Raw genomic sequence first — 23,235 nt, forward strand, 5'->3', positions numbered from 1 at the left:
TAATATAATTTATTTATTCACAAAAAAAGATCGCCTATTAAAGCGATCTTTAAAATCCTTATTTTACTTGCTCTTGGAGTATTTCTTTTAACAACTCAATTGCATTTTCTTCTGCTGGATCGTTTGTCCCAAGTTCTCCACGGAAAGCTTTGGTAAGGATAGATTGTTTCAATCTTTCCGTTTTTTGATTAAGCCCATTTAAAATCTCAATAGATTCATTATGACGAATAAATATTTTATTCAATATACTAACTATTTTTTCCTGTTCTTCTAATGATGGTAAAGGGATAGGGAGATTTATTAGTTGATCAAGGTGAAGATTTTTTATTGCACTTCCTTTAACAAACTCACCACCAAAGTCATAGTTCACTAATAATTCAATCATATACTCAATAAAACGTGGATTAATCGACAACCCTGCTAATTTAATTAACGCTACAGAGACAAATAGGGAGAACTCATTATCTATATCGACAACTGCGGTTCTTCCGATAGTCCCACTTTTAGTAATTAACAAATCGCCTTTTTGAGGGTAGCATCTTTTTATTAATTCACTATGTTCTTCATAAGATATAAATTTTGTATTATCAAAATTAATCTTATTACCTTTTATGTCCTTAACAGATAAGAAAGGAATGCCCGAATCAATATATTTTGGAGTATGGTGAGCCCCATCAACAATCTTAGTAGAAATATTCCCCAATCTAACCCAAATCCAACTAGGTGGGATTTGAAACGGAACGTTATCTTCCCTTATTTCCATTATTTTATTTTTTCTACTTCTACTTTTAGGTAAGGATTGTATTATTTTTTCTCTCTGTTCATTAATTATGGTTAAAAGAGTTTCACCTGACCTAACTTTCGATTTATTATTTCTCCAGTCAATTGTCATCTCTCCTCGTAACGCTTTCTCTAGTATAGAGGCGCGACGAATCTCAAATGTTTCCTTTGCTTCTTCAATTAACTGTTTCGCTTCATCAACTTTATGTAGAAGAAGTTCTACTTTTTCAGCGATACGCTTTTGTTCATTTAGAGGTGGCAAAGGAAAAGACAAAGGGTTAATATCTTTGTTATTAATCTGAGGTACACTTGAACCATTATTTAACTTAGCTAAATCAACTGTCAAGAACCAATAATAAAGATACTTAACACAAATGCTTTTAGGAGAGATAACTGCCATTATATTAAGATCACATAGGATTTCACTCATCACTAACCTTTTCTTATTTGTTAGTATTGCTCCCCCTCTTTTGGGAAATATCACACTTCTAGGAGGAATTATTGAGGATTGATATTTAATTTTAGAAGATACATATTTACTAGCAACCCTAATTTCTTCTTGATTCTCATTTAAATTCATGTCGGCAACTTTTATATACGCTAATTCACCATTCTCTTGTTCTTCAATCTTATTAATTGATTTTCCACTTTTTAATGTAAATAAATTCCCTAACTTTCCCCATACCCAATTTTCTGGTACTTCATATGGTTCTTCTAATGTCATAGTTTCTTTCAATAATTCATCCATCTTGTTCTTTTGGTGGTTACTCACTGTTCAACCACCTCAAGCTCATCAACTGCTCGAAGTTCTTCAACAACTTCATTTAACATATCCATCGCTCGTTGAAGTTTAGCAATTGCATCTTCTGCCGATTCAATCGGGTCTGGTAGATTTTCATAAGAAGATAGTGACTCATCTGCAATCAGCCCAATATCTAAACTATCATCTTTCTTAGCAATTTCTTCACGAGTAAACTTGTTCCATCTTTCATCCTTAACTTTTGATCGGTCTTCAGACACATACGCTTTCATAAAATTTTCAAAGTGCGCCATAGTAAGTTGATTACGTTTGCCGAATGAAGGCATATTGGTGCGTAAGTCATACACCCAAGTCTCTTTTGTATTACCTTGATCTGTTTTACTTCTTGTAAAGAACAATACATTTGTTTTAACACCTTGGGCATAAAAGATTCCTGTAGGAAGACGTAAGATTGTGTGCAAGTTACATTTGTTCATTAAATCACGGCGAATTTGAACACCTGCCCCATCAGCAAATAGCACATTATCAGGTATGACAACAGCAGCTCGAGCATTACCATCATCTTTTAAGGCATTATATATTAATTGCAAGAAGTTCAGTTGCTTATTTGATGTCTCAAATGTTAAGTCATCTCGGGATACTCGCTCCCCTCCTTTTTTGGTACCAAAGGGAGGATTTGTCAGGATGACATCAAAGTTCTTCATCCATTTACCATTATTAGATAAAGAATCACCATTCTCCAAACGACCTTCCATATTATGAAGCAACGCATTCATTAACGCTAAACGATGTGTTCCTTGCACGAGTTCCATTCCAGTAAATGCTTCCTTCTTTTGAAACTCGGCTTCTTGGGGGTCAAGATCAAAATAATCATCTGTTTTATTTTTCAAATATTGATCGGCTGATATCATAAAACCCAATGTTCCAGCTGCCGGATCATTACATCGTTCTCCAACTTTAGGATCTACAAGTTGCACGATTAAATCGATCAGTACACGAGGAGTAAAGTATTGACCTGCTCCTGATTTTGTTTCACTAGCGTTCTTTTCAAGCAAACCTTCATAAAGGTTTCCTAAACCTTCTTCTTTTGCGTTATACCAATCAAGACCGTCAATAGATTTAATGATTTTTTCCAAGTTCTTTGGCTCTGTAATACTCGTAGAAGCATCACTATAAATTTGACGAAGACGATCATTGTCACTGTTTCCTAATTCGAGTAACAACCTTTGATAAAAAGTCTTAAGGTCTACACCTTCTTTTTCTAAGAGGTCATCCCACCGATATCCTTCAGGTATTACACTTTCAGTTTGTTGTTCCTTCATCATTTTCAAGAATAATATATATGTTAACTCTGTTACATATTGCTGATATGTAATTCCATCATCACGTAGCACATTACATAAATTCCATAATTTCTGAACGATTTCTTGGTTGTTCATTTCTATTCCTCCAAACATTACTTTAAATAATTTAACGACCTTCCAATTATAACGCAGAAGTGCCCCAATTAAGAGGCACAAAATTTAACTGATATATAAACTATCATTTATGGTGGTTACCACTTGATCGATGTAATCACCGAACTCTTTCCTTAACGTTTTATAACCACCACGACTTAAGAATGGCTCTTCAGAAAAAGCATCTTGAGGAGTTGGTGCTAAAACTGGCACCTGAATTAACTGCTTTTCAATTCGTTCCAACCATTTCTTCTGTCTAGGAGTCCAGTCATTTAACGAATAGACTTTCTGCATCGCATTTTTTATACGGGTATCGTGATCTACCAGTGCTTCACCCAATGCAGCTTGTCGGATAAAACTGATGATATCAGCCGCAATATCCTGATTCCTTGTTTGTTTCCAAGCGGTTTGTAAATGATTCTGCTTATATCCTTTAGTTTCTAAGATAGTAATTAATTCTCGGAGATCTTTTCGAGTAAGATTCTTAGGACGGGTACACACGAGTTGAAGAGCAGGAATCTCATTAATATTTTCTTTAATAAATTGAACGAAACCATCTAAATAGTCTTCTGGTCGGTTGTTACCTTCTCCATAACCTCGATCAACACCTGTGACTTTATCCTCTTTTTTAGAGATATAGCGCTTCTCACCTTTGGCACGGAAAGTTTCGACAAATTCAAATAGAACAGAGTCTTTCTTTGCTTCTTTACAAGAATATGATTGAACTCCTTTAACCCAGTCATCTAAACTCTTACCGTTAGATAACTCCTCGAATTTTTGCTTTCCTTCTTCATTGAACTTTTGTTTTCTACGCTGAATCTTCGCAACTAATTGATCTCGGTAAAATGCTTCTTCCTCCTCTGTTGAAGCATTTGAAAGTGATTCATGTAGTTGACCTATAGTATAGTTTTGTTGCTTTACGACAGGTTTCATTTCTGTATAACTCTGTAACTTATCATAGATGCCTACAGCATCAAATACATTGAAATGAGTCTTCCCGATGTCAGGACATAAGCGAGTAGCACGACCAAGCATTTGATCATAAAGGATACGTGATTGAATACGTCTTAAGAATACCAAGTTCGTAATTGTAGGCACATCAATCCCAGTTGTAAGTAAATCAACAGTTACAACGATATTAGGTAGACGTTCATTTTTAAACCGCTTAATCGTTTCCGAGGGTTTGTATATATAGCCTGTAATTTTAACAATCGCATCATCTTCAACCTCGTCACCACGCTCCTTGAATGCCTCTTTTAATAATCGAACGATTAAATCGGCATGTTGATCCGTGGCTGCAAAAATAAGAGTCTTTTCCTTACTCGTTGGATCAATATAATCCGTCAGTTTGTTCAAAACGGCTCGATTGAATGGTTCAGTAATTACTTTTTTATTAAATTGTTCAACTTCAAAACGTACCGTATCTTCCATTTTTTCTAACTGGATTTCAGCACTATCAACATCGAATACTTCTACTTCTTCATCTTTATCAAAACTAATACCTGCTTCTGAAAGCTCTGTTTTAAATAGATATGGAGGTTCATGGTCTACAAGGAAACCATCTAAAACTGCTTCGCTATACGAATATTTAAAGATAGGCATTCCAAAGATATCAGTTGTATGCAAAGCAGGTGTCGCTGTAAGACCTAAGCAAGCTGCATCAAAGTAATCAATAACTCGTCTATATTGACTTATATAATCATTTTGGTCTCTAAAGATTAACTCTTCTTCTGACATTTCTCTGTCATTTGTGTAACCCCTATGTGCTTCATCAACAATGATAAAGTCATATTGACCTATACTCGGTAAGTTCTCACCATCACTATAAAACAGCCTTTTAACCATCCCTTGTACTGTAGCAATATGTACTCTTGTTTCAAGTTCAGGTGATATATCGTCTAATGATTTAACATTATAAGTATCAGAAAATGAATATCCTTCAATCTTCGTGTCTTTCAGAGCATCGTCTGTTTGTGTACCTAAAGAACTTCGATCTACTAAGAACAGAATACGACGACACTTTTTAGACTTAATTAAACGATACATAAGTGCTATGGCAGTTCGAGTCTTACCTGTACCTGTCGCCATTGCAACTAGCATTTTTCTTTGACCACTTTTTAATGCTTCTTCTGTGGCTAGTACAGCCTTTTGTTGATAAGTTCGCAACCCAAACTTCGTTATTGATTCTTCCTCAAGTCGTTTATCTGCATCTTCATCATCTTGACTTAGGAGAAGTTGTAGGTCAGCAGGTGAATGCCACCCTTCCAATGGACGAGCATGTTCCAATGGTTTACGTGAATCCCAAAACCAAATACCTGAATGCTCTTTAAGTTGTTTGAGATATGGCCTACCATTCGTTGCATACAGAAATGGAACTTTATAATCTCCCGTAGTTGGCGTGATCGTTTCTGTTCCATGTTTAATAACATTTTTCGCATATGTTTTAGTTTGACTTTCCAATATGCCAGGAATGTTCTTTCTTTGTGCTTTAGCCTCAATAACTCCCACTAATTGAAGACCTACGAATAGCGCATAGTCGACTCTGCCACCGTCTACTTTCCATTCAGAAATTGCCATGTTTCTATTTTTTTCAGGCATTGTTCGCTTAGTTTGATTATTCAGTTGGTTGGTGTCTGCCTCCCACCCAGCGGAGCGTAGTTTTTCATCAATTATGGCACGTGTTTCCGGTTCTGATAATTGTTGTCTACGCAAGAAGTTTTTTGATATTTTTTTACGCTCAATCTTAACATTTTCATTTTCTCCTTCAGCTTTCTGGAGTGTATCTTCCAACTGTTTTTCTAGTTCTTTAACTTTTTCTTCATACTCTTGCTGAAGTTTATCTATATCTACGTTTGTTTTTTCTTTTGGTTCAATGTACTCGGGTGCTTGAAAGTTCCAATCTCCATATACTTCCATAAACCATGTAGATAAACGAAATGCTAATTTAAGAAGCGCTTTTGCTTCTTCTATTTTGCCGAAGTCTGCTTCGTGAGACGCTTTATTACCCTTAAGACGAAGTGCTTCAAAAATATCAAGTAACTCAGGTTCAATCAGTCTTTCTCGTCGTAACTTATTGATCCGATCTACTTGCCTTGTATCATATGTTTCTCTAATATTTTCAGAAGCAAAAATGAATTTTGTTATTGTTTCCCCAAACAGGCGAAGTTTCATCAAGGTTGTATGTGGGTCTTGATATACATTGTTCTCGGCTGTTTCTCCTAGGTTTGCTAGTACATCCCATTTTCCACGAAAAAATGAAAAGTTACTATCCATTGTTTATCACCGTTTCCCAAAAGATTTCATGTGTCCATTATACTATAAATTTACAATTAACCGTTGGGTCGAACCTTAATTCATCAAAAAAAGGGTTAAAAAACGATGGTTTTCTTATAGATTTCCGTTAAAAAATGAGTGATTTTTGATAGATATTTTGTGAATTTCTAAAGTATTAGGGGGAAAACTGGGAGAAGGAAACCATCAGTGGTGCATGTTTGCTCGATTTCTCGTAAAAAATATCTATCAAATTTCCATGTATTTTCCGAAATCTCAGAGATGGGGAAAAATTTTTTTTGCACCAACCAGAACCGAGTCCTTCCACCTTATATCAAAAAAAAAATTTGGGGTAGGGGGGTATAGACGAAAATATTTAATAAAGCATTCTTATTCATCCTGATCCATATTGAATATCTATTCTCAAAACCATCGAGACTTTCATATCGTTCCTCAAAAATACAATAGTAATTAATGTATTATCAATACTTATTAACCCCCCGCTGAAAGCGGAAAAGACAACAGGCGAACAAAAAGCGCATGCTTTTTTTCGCTGACGAGCGTTAAGCGAGTCATAACTATTTAATGTTGTAATTGATCATTTACTTTGTTGGCCTTCGGCGAGGCTCGCAACAGCCTTCGCCTGGTCAAGCTGTCGCTTGCCCTTCCTTCGGTGCAAGCACCTCAGGTGCAGTTTCATGTTGTTTTCCTTTTAATACTATTCTTTATAAGGACCTACCTCACCATCGTTGGTGCTATAAGATATTTGCTGAATTTTATCCCATTTTTCGTACTTTTTGGGATAAAAAATATTATTCATAAAAAGATAAATACCTTTCAGATTCCTCCTTACACTGAAAATTACTTCAATAAAATAGTAGTGTGATAAAAATTAGGAGGAATTTAAGAATGGAAACAATTATAAACATCGTAGATGCCATATGTGGGGCAGGTAAAACTTCATGGGCGATTCAAAGATTAAATGAAGTAAAAAATATTGGATTCGGTACGGATGAACGAACAGATAAAAAGTATATCTATGTTACTCCATACCTTGATGAAGTCGCTCGTCTAAGGAATGATACAAAAGCAGACTTTTATGAACCTGATCCACAAAAGGGAAAAGGGTCTAAACTAAAGCATCTAAAAATGATGGTCGAACTCGGATTAAATATTATAACGACCCACGAAATCTTCAAGCGTTTAGATGAAGAGACTTTGAACCACATTGAAGCAGAAGGCTATACATTAATAATGGATGAGGCTGCTCAAGTCATTGAGTCCATCAATGACATTTCTGATGAAGATATCGAATATTTATTGAGGTTTAAGTCCATAGAGATTGGCGATCTTGGTAAAGTAAAATGGATCGATGAAGAATACGGGAAAAGAGAAAATAGCAGGTACCGTGATATTAAAATTATGGCTGATAACGGAACGCTGTACATTCAAAATGACCAAGCGTTCTATTGGACGATGAACGTGAGGGCTTTTGAGGTATTCGATGAAGTATATATCCTTACTTACCTTTTTGATGCTCAGATGCAAAAATACTATTACGATATGTTTGATGTAAAATACAAAAAACATAGTGTATTAAACAATCAAGGCAGGTATGAGCTTGTAAAATACAACCCTTTACTTGAACGAAGAGAAGAACTATACAATCTATTGGCAATATACGAGGGGAAGTTAAATTACAACTTCGATCATCGAGAAGATGATGCCAATTCAAAAGAATTAAAGAAGATAAGAAATAACCAACTTTCGGGTACATGGTTGGAAGATAGAGCATCCGAGGATGAGATAAAAAAGTTAAATAAAAACCTTTTAAACTTTTTCCTGAATCATTGTGATGTACCAGTGAACAGGTTGTACTGGACGACCTTAAGTCGAATTGCTCCTGCCTTTGCAAACAAAAAATGCAAATATAATAGAAAGGGAGACCGTATTAAGGATAATTTCTTACCATTTAATGCACGTGCCACTAATACCTATGCAGATCGAACTGCAATGGCATTTGTATATAATCGATTCATGAATCCCAATGACAAGAAATTCTTCACTTCCCGTGGAGTCGAAGTAAACGAAGACCTGCTGGCAGTATCTGATCTTATTCAATTCTTATTCAGGGGTTGTATTAGGAATGGAGAAAGGATGAACTGCTACATTCCTTCCTATCGAATGCGAGAATTACTAAGAAAATGGGCGAATTATGAAATATAAACAAAGCAGCCGTAAGATTATGACTTACGGCGATTTTTTTATACGATTACCCCGTTATTTCCATACATTTTTTTAGTAGTGTTTCATTATTAACAATAACTAAATTTAACTTTTTCCTGGTCCTTGTTAATATCTGAAACAACATTTTTGTTGGGTGATAATAAGATCTCCAATCCCCAATTAACTTCCCTTCATCGTTGTAACTAAAGGAATTTCCAATAATCGCAATAACGTTATCATATTCTTGTCCTATTACTGAGTGAGCATTTTCATCAGCGTTAACAAAGATATTGTCAAGGGAGGTTCGTTTATAACTTGATAAAGTATAGTTTATGGCAGTCCATCCATTTAATTTCAATGAATGAATATAACCCTTTGCATTTTCAATATCTGAAAAATACTGTATATCAATATTTGAATATGTTTGCTGAGGGTTTTGTTTAGAAAGATCAAATAGATTTTTTATAAAAGCAGTAATTTCTGTGTTGGTTCGAATTTTCTCTGTGAGTTTAAACGTTTTGTTAACAACCGATTCCAATTTACCTGGTATATTATTGCGTATCTCGTCTGCATGTAGACACTGTTTGGGATCATAAGAAAAAATACAAGTCGTTTGATTCCCTTTAACATTCTCAATAATATCTTCTAATTGTCTTTTATAAATTCTCTGAACTTCATCAATAATTATTAAATCGTATTCTTCAGCGAGTACGCTTTTGTAATGTTTAATAGGTACTATATTCCACGAATAGTTATTGATGAGTCTACTATGTCCATTATTCAATCTACCACAGTGAATCAGTGCGACCTTTTTCCCCTCTTCTGTATACTTTTTTGCCATATCGTATATAAGTAATGTTTTCCCTGTACCTGCTGCACCCTCAATAGAAAATAACTTATTTTCTGACTTTGAACTAATCGCCATTAACTCGTCTTTAACTGAGTCTTGATGTGTTGTTAAAAAGTATTCATTGGCCATAAATCTTTCAGTTGAATTAAATGGAGAGACCAAGTAATTAGACGGATCGAATAAGTTATTGATATTATCGACTTCTAAAATGTCTTGTTTTGAAAGAAGAACTATCAACTTATCGAACTCAACTTCAATTAAAGAACTTTCTTTCTCCAAAAAATACAGTACTTCTTCTTCTACTACATATGTGAAATTAAAAACTTCTTTTTCTAAAGCATTGAGATAGTACCTATTCTTTAAGAGTTGTTTATGAATTTTATCACCAGTGTTTTTTTTCTTCAATTCAATGTTGACCGTATAATTGGAACCTAATCTGATAAGATCAAATTCTTTCCCGATTTGATTAATAGTGAACCCAACATAAAATTCATTGAAAATTTTTCTTTTTTCGGTAGTAGATTTTATATTTTCTACTAATGAACTGATATCATCTACTTCAGATAATTTAATATTTACTCCCATTTTTGTTAAATAATCTTCAAATGTACCTTCAGACAAATCCTCTTTTGCATTTATCAAGGACAATAGGTTCATAGGTTTAATTGACATCAAATTTCCCCTTTTTCATGTAATAACCGCTAATCAATGACCATTTTAACAAGTGGTTTTAGAAAAATCTACCAAAATACTTTTCGCCCATACTTCGCCACAGTTCATTTTTTAACGGTTTGTAGTACATCCCCATTAGATAGTGATTTTCATTGAATCTAGGTAGTGGCAAATGATTTTGCCTCACCTATACGAGTTAAAATCAACCATTAAACAAAACGAACAATAAATTAAAAATTTGACTTATAGTTCGGTTTTTCAAGAAAACACGATTGATTAATCTGCTTTCCTTATGATAAAATTTATAAAACAGAAAATTCAGTCATTAAAACCGAATTTCAGGAGGTTTGTTATGAATGACAAAATGATCGAACTTGCAATTGCAATACTTAAAGAGACAATCCTAAATAAAGAAGGTATCAGCGATAGAAATCACCTAAGAATGCTAGAAAATTTCCTGGATATAGGGTTATTTTCTGATATATATGTGGTTACATCAGAAATAAAAAGACAAAAAGCCGAATTGCTATTACCTTACCTTAGAGTATTTGACAGTAAGAATACTGAACGTGTGGAAGCATTAATGTAACTATAAGAATAGAAATGAGGGGAATATATGGGGAAAAAATTAATTTACAAGAAAACACTTGCTATGGATCTTGTAAAAAAAGGACATGACATTGATTACACCGCAAAGAACAGGAACAATGGAAAGTATCAAGTTTATTTCTTCGAGGATTCTCCAACTCTCCGCAAGGATCTTGCAGAACTAACAGGACATAGATATGAAGAAAAGGTATAATGTCCTATTACTCGGTGTGTCTTCTATTCTGCTGATCCTTGGATATGTGTTTTTATTTTTGACTGCTATCCCCTATGACGAAGAGCAAGAAAGGATAGCAGCGAAGAACAAAGAACGGGCCGAAATCCGAAAAGAAATGTATGAAAAGAAAGATTAGATGTCCTTTGAGACATCTTTTTTATTTTTTTCATTTTTCACCTGACAATTTAAAAAGACTCAATATAATACGTATTGTAAGTAAAACAAAACAACTTAACAGGAGGAATTAATTATGAAAAAACAAGAATTCATTAATAAAGCAGTAAATTTAGGAGTAACTTATGGCGAAGCATTTTGGCTCGAGGTAATTTACAGCAAAGATGATGACAAGGTAACACTCGAAGATAATCTTATGCTAGGGGATTGCATAGCAACTCTTGAAACAGATCCAGACGAAACTGGCGATTTAATTGATCTTTGCGAGGAATACGCATTTCGAGTAAATCAATCAAAAAAAGAAGGTACTTACACGGAAGAGCAAGATTACTATCCTCAATTTTAATAAATTAAGGAAGTCGAGTAAATCAATGACTGACAATACCTTGTGACTACTTTACAAAAGACATTGACCAATTTAGGAGTGGTCATAAAAACAAATATATCAGAAAAGTGGATCATTATAAGAATGGTCTCTTTTCTGAAAATATGGAAATACGAACAGAAGTTAAATAAAGGTGTATGTATTTACCTTAAAATATCCACAAAAATATTAGGAACAAAAAGGAAATTATCTAAATGTGTCGAAATAGGTATTTAGGAGGTGATAATCAAACATGGAAAAAAATGATATATTAATAAGCAAAACTCTTTCTGAAGCAATTAAAGGACAGGTTGAAAACAAAGCACTCCTTGAATTATTGAAAGACAAAGGAATCGTTACTCAAAAGGAGTATGATCAAAAGTTCATTGAAGTCCGTGACAAAATCAACACAACAAGTAGCGCATCGTCTTTAGGTATTAGCGTTGAAGAGTTCAGGGATCTTATGCAGAGTATTTAATTAACGAAATATGTGTCACCTGAACCATTAGCATTGATTTGCTGGTGGTTTTATTTGTGTATACAAGGTATACCTATCCCAAACGTCTTCTCACCGTACAACACATGCCATGATGGTTAAGGATGAACCCAGTTTTGATTATTAATATTTAATTATTCTTGTCTATTAATACCTCATAGAAGTCCTGTAGCCTCTTATTTTTATATGTACGGGTGCCATTCCTGAAGGAAATATGGTTTAAGATATTATTTAATGCTCCCCGTAAATATCCAATAAAATTTTTTATTCCACTTCTATTCTTAACCTCCTCCAATACCTTGTTAAATACACTTTTGTTAATACCTTGCTTTTTATATTCAAGGTATAAGTCAAAAATTTTATCGGATTGATTAACCCTGTTAACATTATTAATAGTATTAGTATTATTATCTTTAGTGATTGATACTAATTGATTAGTAGTTAATCTAGAAGTGTTTTCAGCCATTTCAACGGGTTCGTTGATCCTTTCATCGAGCTCCGTTTTATCACCGTTTGACAAGTCGTTTGACGCTATTACAGGAACGAATGTAAATACCAATGAAGCAAACCTTTCTTCACAATTACGATTCTGTGTAATTTCGATAATATCAGCACATTTTTCTTTTATTTTCTTTAGATTTCTAGATATCGTACTTGCTGTTACTCCTGCCTTCTTGGCCAGTGTACTGTTCTTTTGTGATACTGTTAAGGAGTTTTTGGCGAATGCCTGTTGTGAAATTGCTTCAATGATTTTAAATAAGGTCGTTCCTCTTCTTGCATTAAGCCGATTTAACATTTGTTTCTGTAATCTATTGATTTCACCTTTGTAATTATTCATCATTCACTTCTCCTTTAATTCAAGGAGATATCATGCTAATATGAACATGACAACTCCTCGTGAGTTTGTTGGGGAAACGAACGGTAGAGCGCCAACTCTATGATCCGTTCGTTTTTATTTCATCGTAACACAGAACAAACGTTCTCTGAAGAGAGCTCCGAAAAATATTTTCGATTATTTTTAATCAATCCCTTGCTCTACTGCATCTTCAAGATCTGTACCGTAAATTTCTACATACCTTTTCAATATTTCAAGTGATTGATGACCTGTTAACCTTTGTAAAACGAACAAGTTTGTACCTGCTTCTACCTTTAATCGACAAAACGTCCTTCTAAAAGCATGAGGACTTACGGATACTTCTTTTTGAACATTGGTTTTCTTGCCATAATGCTTCAATCGTTCTTGAATTGTTCTCTGATTAATCGGCTGATCCTCCACATTGATGAATAACATGTCATGATCTAATACGCCTCTTTCATCAATATATGCTCTTAATACTTTCTTCAGATGATTAGTGAGTGGGATTCTTCGAGCAAATCGATTTTTGGCCCGTTGAACGTTAATCGCACCCTTACCATCAAATGTTACGTCTTGAACCCGTAGTGACGTCAGCTCGGTCAATCTTACGCCTGTATGGGCAAACGTCAACATAAGGGATAAATCACGCAACCCGACGAACGTAGTGACATCTGGGGCGTTTAATAAACGTTTAAGTTGCCCTTTACTAAAAGTCGGACCTACTTCATGACGCTTTCTCAATTGTTGAATGCCATCGAAAGGGTTTGAATCAATATACTTCTTCCTTAAGCAGAAGTTGAAGAATGTTCTCCCTGCTCGTAAACGTGAATTAATGGTATTAATTGCCCTCCCTAGACTTTGCTGATACTCCACAAAATCTTCAATATGACTGGTTTGTACTTGCCTTACATTTTTTAAAGGAGCATCTACTTCTGAGAATCCTCTCCTCATCTGCTTTAATTCCTTTTCGTAAAATTTCACAGTTTCAGAAGAGAGACCTTTAATCTTACAATGTCTAAAAAATTCTTCTGCTGCTTCTTCGTATGAAGTATCCTGTTTATCTTCAGAAATAGATTGAAAGGTTTGTTTGGCTAGCATACTAGAGACAGATTTTCTTCGTTTGATGGGAATCACTCCTAAAATTATTTATAGGAACGATTTGAGGTATGCGTGGTGCTTTTCGTGGTATTTATGAATGAACTGTACCAATTAAAAATGAGTATAAAAAAACCATCACGTTTGTAAAAACGCAATGGTTTCAGTAGTTTGGTACGCCCTCGGAGGGAATCGAACCCCCATTTTAAGAACCGGAATCTTACGTGCTATCCGTTGCACCACGAGGGCATGAAATGAATAACCGTCACGAATATATATTATAAGCCAGAAAATGCTTGTTTGCAATATTTTTATTCTTTAAGCCCTAACCTCATAAATAGTTGGTTCTTAAAGACGTAAATGTTGATTGGAGTTCCTTTGTAAATAGTTTGATTTGCATTAGAATCTATTTTTCTGTTTGTCTACCCTTATAATTAGTCATTCATAAAATAGAATCACAGAGTGGATTGAAGCGGAAGGCAATTGACTCCTGCGGGTAATAGAGGAAAAGTCGAGACCCCACAGGGCAGCGCCCGAGGAGGCTCGACTTCCTCCCCGCGGAAAGCACTTGCCTGCAGCGGAAAGGAACGGTCTTTGTTTTCACGCCGTAACTTATCAAAAGGTGGCTCCATTTATTTTTAAAGGAAATAAACTTCTACTACAACCATAAACTTTACAAACACTCTCCCGTTTAAAAAAGGAATGAATGGGTATCATGTAGAAAGGATTTATATACAGGATAATAAAGGAATCGTTTAGTTTGACCTTTATTGACCATGGGTGTATGATAACAGTACAAAGTGAATAAGTAACTCTAACAAATAAAAAGGATTTCTAAGGAGGAACCAGGATGAATTTAATTCCTACAGTAATTGAACAAACAAACCGCGGTGAACGTGCCTATGACATTTATTCACGTTTATTGAAAGACCGTGTCATCATGCTTGGAAGCGGAATCGATGACAATGTGGCGAACTCCATAGTAGCACAACTTCTTTTCCTTGAATCTGAAAACCCGGAGAAGGATATATCGATCTACATAAACTCTCCTGGCGGAAGCATCACGGCAGGTATGGCAATCTACGATACAATCCAATACATCAAACCTGATGTACAGACGATCTGTATCGGTATGGCTGCTTCAATGGGTGCGTTCCTTCTTGCAGCTGGTGCAAAAGGCAAACGCTTAGCCCTTCCAAACGCTGAAGTGATGATTCACCAACCACTTGGTGGAGCACAAGGTCAGGCGACGGAAATCGAAATTGCAGCGAAGCGCATTCTATTCCTTCGCGAAAAGCTGAATCAGATCTTGGCTGATCGCACTGGTCAACCACTTGAAGTGATTTCCAAAGATACAGATCGTGATAACTTCATGACAGCGGAAAGAGCGCTTGAATATGGATTGATCGATCGCATCATCACTCGGAACGATATGAACAACAAATAATGATTTTTAAAGCCCTTCGCGACAAGTTGCGAAGGGCTTTTTTGCTGGGTAACCAGTTATAATCCAATTAATAGAGGCTTCCGTTGCCGAAAGCCTCCCTACTTTATTTTTTATCCGCCTTCTTCTCACAAACGGGTATCAAGATTTCACCGTTCATCCCTTTTTTCAATAAAAGGTGCAGGATGGTTTTGGATAGCCTGCTTGGATGGTATGGTTTGACGAGGTAGTCATTGGCCCCAAGCGTTAACCCCTTTTCTTTCTCATCCAAAGCCGAGGATACGATGATCGGGACTTGAGAGAGATGTTTATCCTCTTTCATCTTCTCAAGGACATCCCATCCGGACATGTTTCCTTCAAGCATGATATCCAGAACGACGGCATCCGGTTTCTCTTCCTTCATTTTGGTTAAGGCTTCGCTTCCCAAGGAGGTATGCTGCACCTTGAAGCCACTGTCGGAAAGTTCGGCTTTGAGTAAAGATGCCAGATTGATATCATCTTCAATGACGATGATATTCATGCCATCCCCGCCATGTTCATCATCCTTGAAGGTTTCGATCGTTACGATCGGCAAGCGGATGGTGAACACACTCCCTTTTCCTTCCTCGGATGTCACTGTGATCTTCCCTTCATGGGTTTCGATGATTTCCTTTACGATCGTCAGACCCAAACCGGTCCCGCCGATCCTTCTTTGATCAGAATTATCGACACGATAAAACTTGGTGAACAGGTTGGGAATGGCTTCCGGTGGAATTCCAAGACCTTCATCACGGATTTCAATGCTGATGCATTCTTCCCCTTCACGGAACATGACTGTGATGGCCCCTCCGTCAGGGGAGTACTTGATGGCATTACTGATTAAATTGGTAAATGCCTGGGCAAGCTTATCCCGATCACCCAGTACGATTGTACAGTCTGTCTCCCTGGCAATATTAAAGGAATGATGGGGAGCATTCACCTTTTGGGTATCAATTACCTGCTGCATGATCGGTACGACATCTTCAAATCTCCTCTCGAAGGTCTGTCGCCCCGATTCCATACGCTGGACATCCAGGAAGTCATTGATCAGTGACGTCAGTCTTTTCGCTTCCTGGTAAATCGTCGTTAAGTATTTCTTCGTTCTTTCGGGCTTTAATTCTTTTGTCAGCATCAATTCCGTAAAGCCAAGCACACTTGACAGCGGAGTGCGAAGTTCGTGACTGACTGTGCTGACGAATTCCGATTTCATTTGATCGACTTCGAATTCTTTTGTGATATTCCTATGAACGAATATGGTGCCGATCTGCTCATCCCCACGATAGAGGGATTCGGAGTATACCTGGAAGACCTCTTTACTGTCCGACAGTCGGTAAATAAGAAGATGTTTCCCGGTCTTTCCTCCCTTCACAATCGACTCATAATACTCATGCAGCTTCTCTTTGTCTTCGACCTGGGCAATCAGTGCCTGCTTCCAGGTGTGATAGCATGACTGTTGAAGTTCGTCTATTTCACCCTCGATCAAGGCAGACAATTTCGTATTCATCAATAAGTTGTTTCCGTCTTTATCGATGAGCTGTATCCCCTCTTGAATATTATTGAGAATATCCTGCGTTAACTGACGATTTGTCTCACTCTCTTCAAACAGGGTGATCTTCTGCAGGGAAATTGAAATTTGCTTTGCAAGGCTCATGTACTCCACCAATTCATGCTTATTGAAATCATTGCCGAACCGGCTGAATACCATGATGGCTTCCACTTTTCGATCAGCTGAAAGCACAGGTAAAAATAGATCATATGAGTACAGGGTTTCTTCATGGTACCCCTTCTCTGCCTGTGTCATTTCCCTTTTGAGGGAGAAGGGTTCTCTCGAATCGAATAATCGCTGGTGAATCCCGTTATAGATATACGTTAAAAACTGGGCAGCCCCGTTTTTGGAAATACCGAACGAAGCACTGGACTTCTGTTCATCCATAAGGACAATCATCCCACGGGAGGCCCCCATCACATGACTCATGCTTTCGACGATGCTCTGCAGTACCTCTTGCTTGTTCAAGGAGCTTGATATCCCATGAATGAATTCGTTTCTGCGTTCCAGCTGTGCCTCCCTGTTCTTCGTCATATTCAGGAGGTGCTCAAGCTCAGATTGCTGTGATTCCAGCTCATCCTGCTGCGCCTGCAGTTCTTCATTCTGGGCAAGGAGATGCTCTTCCTTCTCCTGGATTTTATAGATCATCTTTTCAAAGGCCCGTGACATCTTACCGATTTCATCTTTTCTTTTATTGTTAAACGCCCAATTCTGGTATGCATCGCTCTCTGCAATTTGCTCTGCTGCTGAAGCCACTTGATCGAGAGGATGACCGATTTGCTTGGCGATCATTCTCATTAACCTCATCAGAACGAGAAGCATCAGAAAGACAAAGACAATGAAAGCTGTCTGACTTAGAGACTCTTTCCGTTTCACCTCATCATAAGCACTTCGTTTACTTTGTTCGATAGAGTCTGCATACCCGTTCAGCTGGGTCTGGAATGTTTCGATCCTGGCTGTGGCACCACTGGCCGAAGCCTCTTTCACAGCCTCTATATCCCCCTTTTCAAAACTGTCAATGATAGGTGGGACCAATTCCTTAAAGTATAGGTTGGAAAACTCCTCCACATCTTTCACGAATAGCTGATCTTCAGGTTCCATTTGTAATTCCTTTAACTTACTCAACGTATCATTCACTTTTTTCTCTTGGTTAAAGATACTCTCTTTGAATTCCTTCCTTCCAAAGGCGATGTATCCCCTCGCATCAAAGAAAGCCTTTTGAAAATCTCTATCCAATTGTTCAGCTACGTCTTCTTTTTGGTTTAGCCCGTCTCTTTGTACCTGATAGTCATTAGCAATCGTCTGATCATATACATACAAAAATGCCGCACCAATGAAAAAGATGACAATAAAGCCGCTCATCAACCCGATGAACTGATTTCGTAAACTTGTTTGAAAAAACTCATTGATCTTCTTCATTCAAAATATCCTCGATCCGCTGAACAAGCTCTGCCGGACTGTACGGTTTGGCAATGAAATAGTCGGCTCCCGATTTCAAAACAAGATCTTTATCCGTCTGCTGGCTCTTTGCAGACACCATCATGATCTTTACCGTGCTTTTACCGGGTGAATTTCTCACCTTTTCGATTACTTCCAGACCAGTCAGCAATGGCATCATATAATCGAGGAGAATGAGATCATAGTCATTTTCCATGATGTGATCGATCGCTTCCTGACCGTCTGCCGCTTCATCCAGCTCATGCCCTTCGTCTTCCAGTGTGTCCACCATCAACATCCGAAGGACTGCTTCATCTTCCGCAATCAATATTCTCGCCATGTGTTATTCCCCTTCTTTCTCAAAAGCTTTATTCATTTCGTAGTAGGTCTGCTTCAATCTCTCATGGGAGGTCGGCTGGTCCCATGTTTCCCAGTTGTATGGATAAAACTCTGCAGGATCGATAAACCCATTTTCATTCCGTTCAGGGTATGAAAATACCTTTTCTCCATTCGTTTCAAATAGACCGATTTTGATAGAATCAAGGCTGATGGAGCTTTGGATACCTTTTTCCGTCCAGAAATCCCCCATTGCTTCTTTCAGGCTTGGGTCCTTTATATTCAGCAGCTGCCAAGGTATACGGATCTCATATTGCCCTTTTGAGGAGTCAGCACTGATATCCGTCAAGGAATCATACGCTTCATCCTGAGGATTCGAGGTACCGAACTGGAGAATACCGGTTTCATAGAATTGAAACGGGATGTTTTCTCCTTCAACCTCCAGCGATTTGTTCAGCGTCAGCCGGATTGGGTGGTACTTGCCGTTATCTTTCACTTTGGCATATTTCTCTTCCTCGATCATGTGGAGGACGTGCCCGTAGTGATAGTAATGAGTATCGTAATAGCTGTCTATCCACAATCTGGCTTCTTTAGTTCCCTTAATATGCAGTGCAAAGTCTACACCTTTTGTAGACACACCCTTCATATCAGGTAGCGTGGATTGCCCCTGATCCCCAATCGTATCAAAGAGCAGATAGGTATCTTTCCCTTCTTCTATGCGGTCAGAATCTACACGAACATATACAAATCGCTCGTCACTCGTCACATACATGCTGTGCCCGTCTTTGTCGAAAGCCGGTTGGATTCCATTGAAGGACCAGTCTTCCCCTCGCCCATCCACATGGATCATGCTGCTTTTACTAGCCCCAGGGTCGAAGCTCACCATTCCAAACTGCTGCTCATTCGTCTGGGCATTCTGCCAGAAAGGGCGTCTATCCGGGTTGTCATAATCCATCGTATTCCACGTCCGTTTGAACCATTCATCCTGCCAGGCGAACACCATTCCCCCCGCCATTTTTTCTTCCACGATATCTTCGAATAATTTCCTGTCGATTTCACCCTGCTCTTTTTCTGAATGATGTCCCTGATCCATCCCGTAGACGTTTTTGTGAGTGAGTCCCCTGGACCCCGGTACACCGAATTCCGCCACTAATAAAGGCATGGAGTGGGCTTTCTTCATATCATTCAGATAGCCTGCATAATTGTTTTTTTCTCCCCGTTGATCAATATAGTCGACATACTTCTGTTCGTAGTTTAGAAAATCCGGGTAATACGGATAGATATGATAGGAAGCAAATAGACCTGTTTTCAATTTACCCGTTCCCTTCATGACGTTCGGGTCCACCGACACCATGTCTTCTTTCTCCAGTGGTTCACTCGGATGATCCAGCAGATCAGTCGTGACCCAGTTCGTGAAGCTCACCGGTCTTTGCCACTGATACGTATCGGTTTCATATTTGATTCCTTCGTTCATTCTTTCCGTCAGCCATATCTCGAACGGCTGCGCCTTTTCGGTTCTTATATATTCGCCCTTGAAGTCCTGGAGTCCTTTATGCTTTTCATTTGTTGCAAGGACCACTTCGGGATCCCACTCGACTCCGAAGATCCAGCCAAGAACATAAGGTGATATATCGGAGGTGTACGCTCCGGACGCATGACCTTTTCTCTCAGGAATCTCAGCGTTCCCATGAACGATATCGATGGTCTTTTTGATTTCCGACGCAAATTCGTCCGTGTTCTCTTTCGCAAACGCATCTTGGGACTTCAAGAATATCTCTTCATTGACCCATACCCCATGGAATAAATACAGAGGCTCTTCCGCCATCTGATTATACTCGTAAAAGGCTTCATAAAATTCTGGAGGATGGATGGTATAAATCCGGAGGGAATTGGCTTTCATCGCTCCGATCTGCTTGAACCACCTCATGTATTCTTCTTTGGAAATGGCCGTTTCACCGGGAAAAGAACCCGGTCTTGCGATCCCCATGTTCACCCCTTTGATGAGGAGATCTTCCCACTTCCCGTCCTTCTTTACCTGAATATAATCAGTGCCTGTCTTTCCTGCCAGCTTCAGACCCTTCTCATTGGTGATTTCGACGGTTTTCTTCTTCTTCGTGTCATCATCCATTTGGATATCCTTCAAGATAGCCGTCATCATCGGAGTATAGGCTTTCCAGTAAAACTGGGATGAATCATCGGGTTTCGATGATCCCGTCCACTTTCTCCAGGATGAAAACCCGACCGTCTGATAAAGACCCGGCACATCTGCCTGATCCGCATAATCCCCGCTAAAATAGTAAGTGTCGTATTGACGGTTCTGACCGTGGACGACAGCTGGGAATGTCACCGGCAGATTCAAGGCTTTCATGGTATCCTTACCGCTCTTTGACAATGACAGCGTGTAGTCAGCCACGACCTCATCGGGGTTGATTGCTTCGACAATATCGAACCAATAGGAATAAGGGGTGCTGATTTTTTCACCGATCAACTTTTCACCATCAGGAGTAGTGGAAAAAACCACTCCCTTATCCCCGATGTCTTCATTATCCAGTACCACCAGACGATCATTTTCGTCCACCAGTACATAGCCTGGACCCTTAAAATCATAGGTCTTTTCATACTGTTTTTCATAATTACCCCTCACCCATTGAGGCACTTCACTGTTTTCCAGCTCAGGGAAATACCTTCCAATCCAGCCGGACCACTCCAGATTGAAAAGGGAATAGAATTTCTTGCGCGTTGCTTCCTCAGTAGGCTGCGCCATGGAATTGAATTCGGCGATCAATGTTTTTCCATCCTTCACCGCCATGTCCTTTAATGCGTCCATATCCTGGTCGGTCAAGCCTCCATAAAGCTTGGTGGACCGCTTGCCTGATAGATTCTTATTATGAAACTCTTCTTCATACACCCCATACGTATCGGCTATGTAGACCGCATCATATTGGTCTGTGGAGGAAGGGAAGTTCTTTATATTGTAGGTTTGGTCCTTTTTCGGCACAAATCCTATATAGTCTTTCTTCAGGTCGTACCTTTCCCCGTTGGATTGGACATATTTCTGTTGATTCAAGAGCCACATTAATCCCTTATGTTCCCTGTATGTCGTATCAGGTACCGTTTTATTGATGATCAACAGGTCCAAATCTTTATCTCCCTTCACCTGCCAAAGCCAAAACGGGGCAGAGATCAAGAGGACAATACCGACGATGAACAAAACAAACCAATAAGATTTCAGCTTTCTCATTTTGAAACTCCTTTTCTCGCCATTTCTCCCCATCCCCTCTTTTTGCGGAGCACGTCTAGTATCCCTTCACATCGCCAGAGTACGGTCAATGGACGGTACCATAGCGTCTCGGTCAATGAATAAGCAAAAAGCCGCCCGATATCGGATGGTTTCGGGAACTTTCTAACTGACCATTCTTCAAGAAGGACAGCGGCCATGGACAATACCGATCCATAGAGGATGGATAACAAGAATAATAGAATGGCAAATTCCAGATAAACGCCGCCCAGGAAGATGGAGAAGATCATGATGACGTATCCCATCAATTCAACGACAGGTCCCAGGAATTCTATGATTAAGAAATATGGCATGGACACCATCCCGATCGAACCATACTTCGGGTTGAACAGGAGCTTACGGTGGATCCAGAGGCTTTCAAATAGTCCCCGGTGCCATCTGCTGCGTTGACGCCTCAGGTATTTCAATGACTCAGGTGCTTCCGTCCAGCTGACGGGGTCGGGAACATAGACAATCTTTTTATTCGCCTTTTGCTCCTTCACATACCGGTGAAGCCTGACAACGAGCTCCATGTCCTCTCCTACGGTATGGGAGTATCCGCCGGCATCTACGACCCAGCGCTTCGAGAAGACACCGAATGCACCGGAAACGATCAATAATAGGTTATGTCTGCTCAAACCGATCCTACCCATCAGGAAGGCCCTTAAATATTCGATCACCTGCATGACGACAAGGGGTGAACGGGACAGACCGACCTTCACGATTTCCCCGCTTTCTATATTACAACCGTTGGCAATACGGATACTTCCACCCGACGCGATGACTTCCCCATCTGATTCAACAATCGGTTTCATCACTTTCAGGAAAGCCGTTCTCTCAAGCACCGAATCCCCATCGATGGAACAGAAATAAGGGAAGTTCGATACGTTGATCCCGGCGTTCAAAGCATCAGCCTTCCCTCCGTTTTCCTTGTCGATGACCAGGAGGTTATTATACAGTTTCGATTGATATACTCCCCTCACCGGCTGTGTGTCCAACTGCTTACGGATGACCCACTTGATTTTCACCAATTGAAACGCTTCGATGAGCTTCTCCAGTGAATCATCGGTGGAACCGTCGTTGATGATGATGATTTCGTATTCAGGATACTCTATGCTCAGGAGTGACCTCACCGTTGCCATGATCCCCACTGACTCATTGTATGCCGGAACCAATATGGACACAGGCTTCGTTTGGTGCAGATGCATAAGCTCCTCGTACGGTTCCCATTCATCAAGGCCATAGGTTTTCCTTAATTGAAACAGGGAAATCACGAGGAGAATCGTATAGAAAGAGATTACGAGTATCATATAAATGAGCACAAGCCATCCAATGATCATCATGATATTTCCCC

Annotated in this window: 17 protein-coding genes and 1 tRNA gene; 7 read left to right on the forward strand and 11 right to left on the reverse strand. The window is 38.7% G+C overall.

Features of this window, described 5'->3' with window-relative positions:
* Positions 1 to 58: 58 nt before the first annotated feature.
* The 3 genes from ACCB35_RS19080 to hsdR all read right to left on the reverse strand — a co-directional run bounded on the left by ACCB35_RS19080 (position 59) and on the right by hsdR (position 6,270).
* Entirely contained in the window at positions 59 to 1,528 is a 1,470-nt protein-coding gene (locus ACCB35_RS19080) for a restriction endonuclease subunit S (protein WP_374054876.1), read from the reverse strand.
* A 20-nt stretch (positions 1,529 to 1,548) separates the two neighbouring features.
* Positions 1,549 to 2,979 (reverse strand): N-6 DNA methylase, encoded by a 1,431-nt coding sequence (locus ACCB35_RS19085; protein WP_374054877.1) that lies wholly within the window; start codon positions 2,977 to 2,979, stop codon positions 1,549 to 1,551.
* A gap of 84 nt (positions 2,980 to 3,063) precedes the next feature.
* The gene (hsdR, locus tag ACCB35_RS19090) at positions 3,064 to 6,270 is read right to left on the reverse strand and encodes a type I restriction-modification system endonuclease (protein ID WP_374054878.1); all 3,207 of its coding nucleotides are present in this window, start codon (positions 6,268 to 6,270) and stop codon (positions 3,064 to 3,066) included.
* A gap of 906 nt (positions 6,271 to 7,176) precedes the next feature.
* Between hsdR and ACCB35_RS19095 the strand changes: the two genes are divergently transcribed.
* Entirely contained in the window at positions 7,177 to 8,493 is a 1,317-nt protein-coding gene (locus ACCB35_RS19095) for a hypothetical protein (RefSeq protein WP_374054879.1), read from the forward strand.
* Positions 8,494 to 8,539: 46 nt separating this feature from the next.
* Here ACCB35_RS19095 and ACCB35_RS19100 read toward each other — a convergent pair whose 3' ends face one another.
* Positions 8,540 to 10,015, reverse strand: a complete 1,476-nt coding sequence (locus ACCB35_RS19100; protein WP_374054880.1) for a DNA/RNA helicase domain-containing protein — start codon at positions 10,013 to 10,015, stop codon at positions 8,540 to 8,542.
* Between the two features lie 352 nt (positions 10,016 to 10,367).
* Between ACCB35_RS19100 and ACCB35_RS19105 the strand changes: the two genes are divergently transcribed.
* The 5 genes from ACCB35_RS19105 to ACCB35_RS19125 all read left to right on the forward strand — a co-directional run bounded on the left by ACCB35_RS19105 (position 10,368) and on the right by ACCB35_RS19125 (position 11,854).
* The gene (locus tag ACCB35_RS19105) at positions 10,368 to 10,604 is read left to right on the forward strand and encodes a hypothetical protein (RefSeq protein ID WP_374054881.1); all 237 of its coding nucleotides are present in this window, start codon (positions 10,368 to 10,370) and stop codon (positions 10,602 to 10,604) included.
* A gap of 27 nt (positions 10,605 to 10,631) precedes the next feature.
* Positions 10,632 to 10,817 carry a hypothetical protein gene (locus tag ACCB35_RS19110; protein ID WP_374054882.1) on the forward strand — a complete coding sequence of 62 codons (186 nt, stop codon included), beginning with the start codon at positions 10,632 to 10,634 and terminating at the stop codon, positions 10,815 to 10,817.
* A gap of 16 nt (positions 10,818 to 10,833) precedes the next feature.
* A complete protein-coding gene (locus ACCB35_RS19115) occupies positions 10,834 to 10,974 on the forward strand; it encodes a hypothetical protein (protein WP_374054883.1) in 141 nt (46 codons plus the stop codon).
* A gap of 114 nt (positions 10,975 to 11,088) precedes the next feature.
* Positions 11,089 to 11,358 (forward strand): hypothetical protein, encoded by a 270-nt coding sequence (locus ACCB35_RS19120; protein ID WP_374054884.1) that lies wholly within the window; start codon positions 11,089 to 11,091, stop codon positions 11,356 to 11,358.
* A 271-nt stretch (positions 11,359 to 11,629) separates the two neighbouring features.
* On the forward strand, positions 11,630 to 11,854 hold the full coding sequence (locus ACCB35_RS19125) for a hypothetical protein (RefSeq protein WP_374054885.1): 225 nt from the start codon (positions 11,630 to 11,632) through the stop codon (positions 11,852 to 11,854).
* Between the two features lie 148 nt (positions 11,855 to 12,002).
* Here ACCB35_RS19125 and ACCB35_RS19130 read toward each other — a convergent pair whose 3' ends face one another.
* The 3 genes from ACCB35_RS19130 to ACCB35_RS19140 form a co-directional block, all read right to left on the reverse strand.
* Positions 12,003 to 12,713 carry a hypothetical protein gene (locus ACCB35_RS19130; protein WP_374054886.1) on the reverse strand — a complete coding sequence of 237 codons (711 nt, stop codon included), beginning with the start codon at positions 12,711 to 12,713 and terminating at the stop codon, positions 12,003 to 12,005.
* A gap of 177 nt (positions 12,714 to 12,890) precedes the next feature.
* Entirely contained in the window at positions 12,891 to 13,826 is a 936-nt protein-coding gene (locus tag ACCB35_RS19135) for a tyrosine-type recombinase/integrase (protein ID WP_374054887.1), read from the reverse strand.
* Between the two features lie 174 nt (positions 13,827 to 14,000).
* Positions 14,001 to 14,072, reverse strand: a tRNA-Arg gene (locus ACCB35_RS19140).
* Positions 14,073 to 14,673: 601 nt separating this feature from the next.
* Here ACCB35_RS19140 and clpP point away from each other — a divergent pair.
* Positions 14,674 to 15,270: an ATP-dependent Clp endopeptidase proteolytic subunit ClpP gene (gene clpP, locus ACCB35_RS19145; RefSeq protein WP_098352025.1), complete on the forward strand. Its 597-nt coding sequence runs from the start codon at positions 14,674 to 14,676 to the stop codon at positions 15,268 to 15,270.
* A gap of 103 nt (positions 15,271 to 15,373) precedes the next feature.
* Here the strand turns inward: clpP and ACCB35_RS19150 are convergent, their stop codons facing one another.
* From ACCB35_RS19150 to ACCB35_RS19165, 4 genes are read right to left on the reverse strand one after another with little or no spacing between them, the layout of a single operon-like run.
* Positions 15,374 to 18,250, reverse strand: coding sequence for an ATP-binding protein (locus ACCB35_RS19150; protein ID WP_374054888.1), 2,877 nt, complete (start codon positions 18,248 to 18,250; stop codon positions 15,374 to 15,376).
* Positions 18,234 to 18,608 carry a response regulator transcription factor gene (locus ACCB35_RS19155; protein WP_374054889.1) on the reverse strand — a complete coding sequence of 125 codons (375 nt, stop codon included), beginning with the start codon at positions 18,606 to 18,608 and terminating at the stop codon, positions 18,234 to 18,236. The genes ACCB35_RS19150 and ACCB35_RS19155 overlap by 17 nt, the downstream gene beginning before the upstream one ends.
* 3 nt (positions 18,609 to 18,611) lie before the next feature.
* Complete coding sequence (locus ACCB35_RS19160; protein ID WP_374054890.1) at positions 18,612 to 21,845, reverse strand: hypothetical protein; 3,234 nt, start codon at positions 21,843 to 21,845, stop codon at positions 18,612 to 18,614.
* Complete coding sequence (locus tag ACCB35_RS19165) at positions 21,842 to 23,224, reverse strand: glycosyltransferase (protein WP_374057076.1); 1,383 nt, start codon at positions 23,222 to 23,224, stop codon at positions 21,842 to 21,844. The genes ACCB35_RS19160 and ACCB35_RS19165 overlap by 4 nt, the downstream gene beginning before the upstream one ends.
* Positions 23,225 to 23,235: the final 11 nt, after the last annotated feature.

Source organism: Rossellomorea sp. FM04394, assembly GCF_041889765.1.
GTDB classification, from domain to species: Bacteria; Bacillota; Bacilli; order Bacillales; family Bacillaceae_B; genus Rossellomorea; species Rossellomorea aquimaris_B.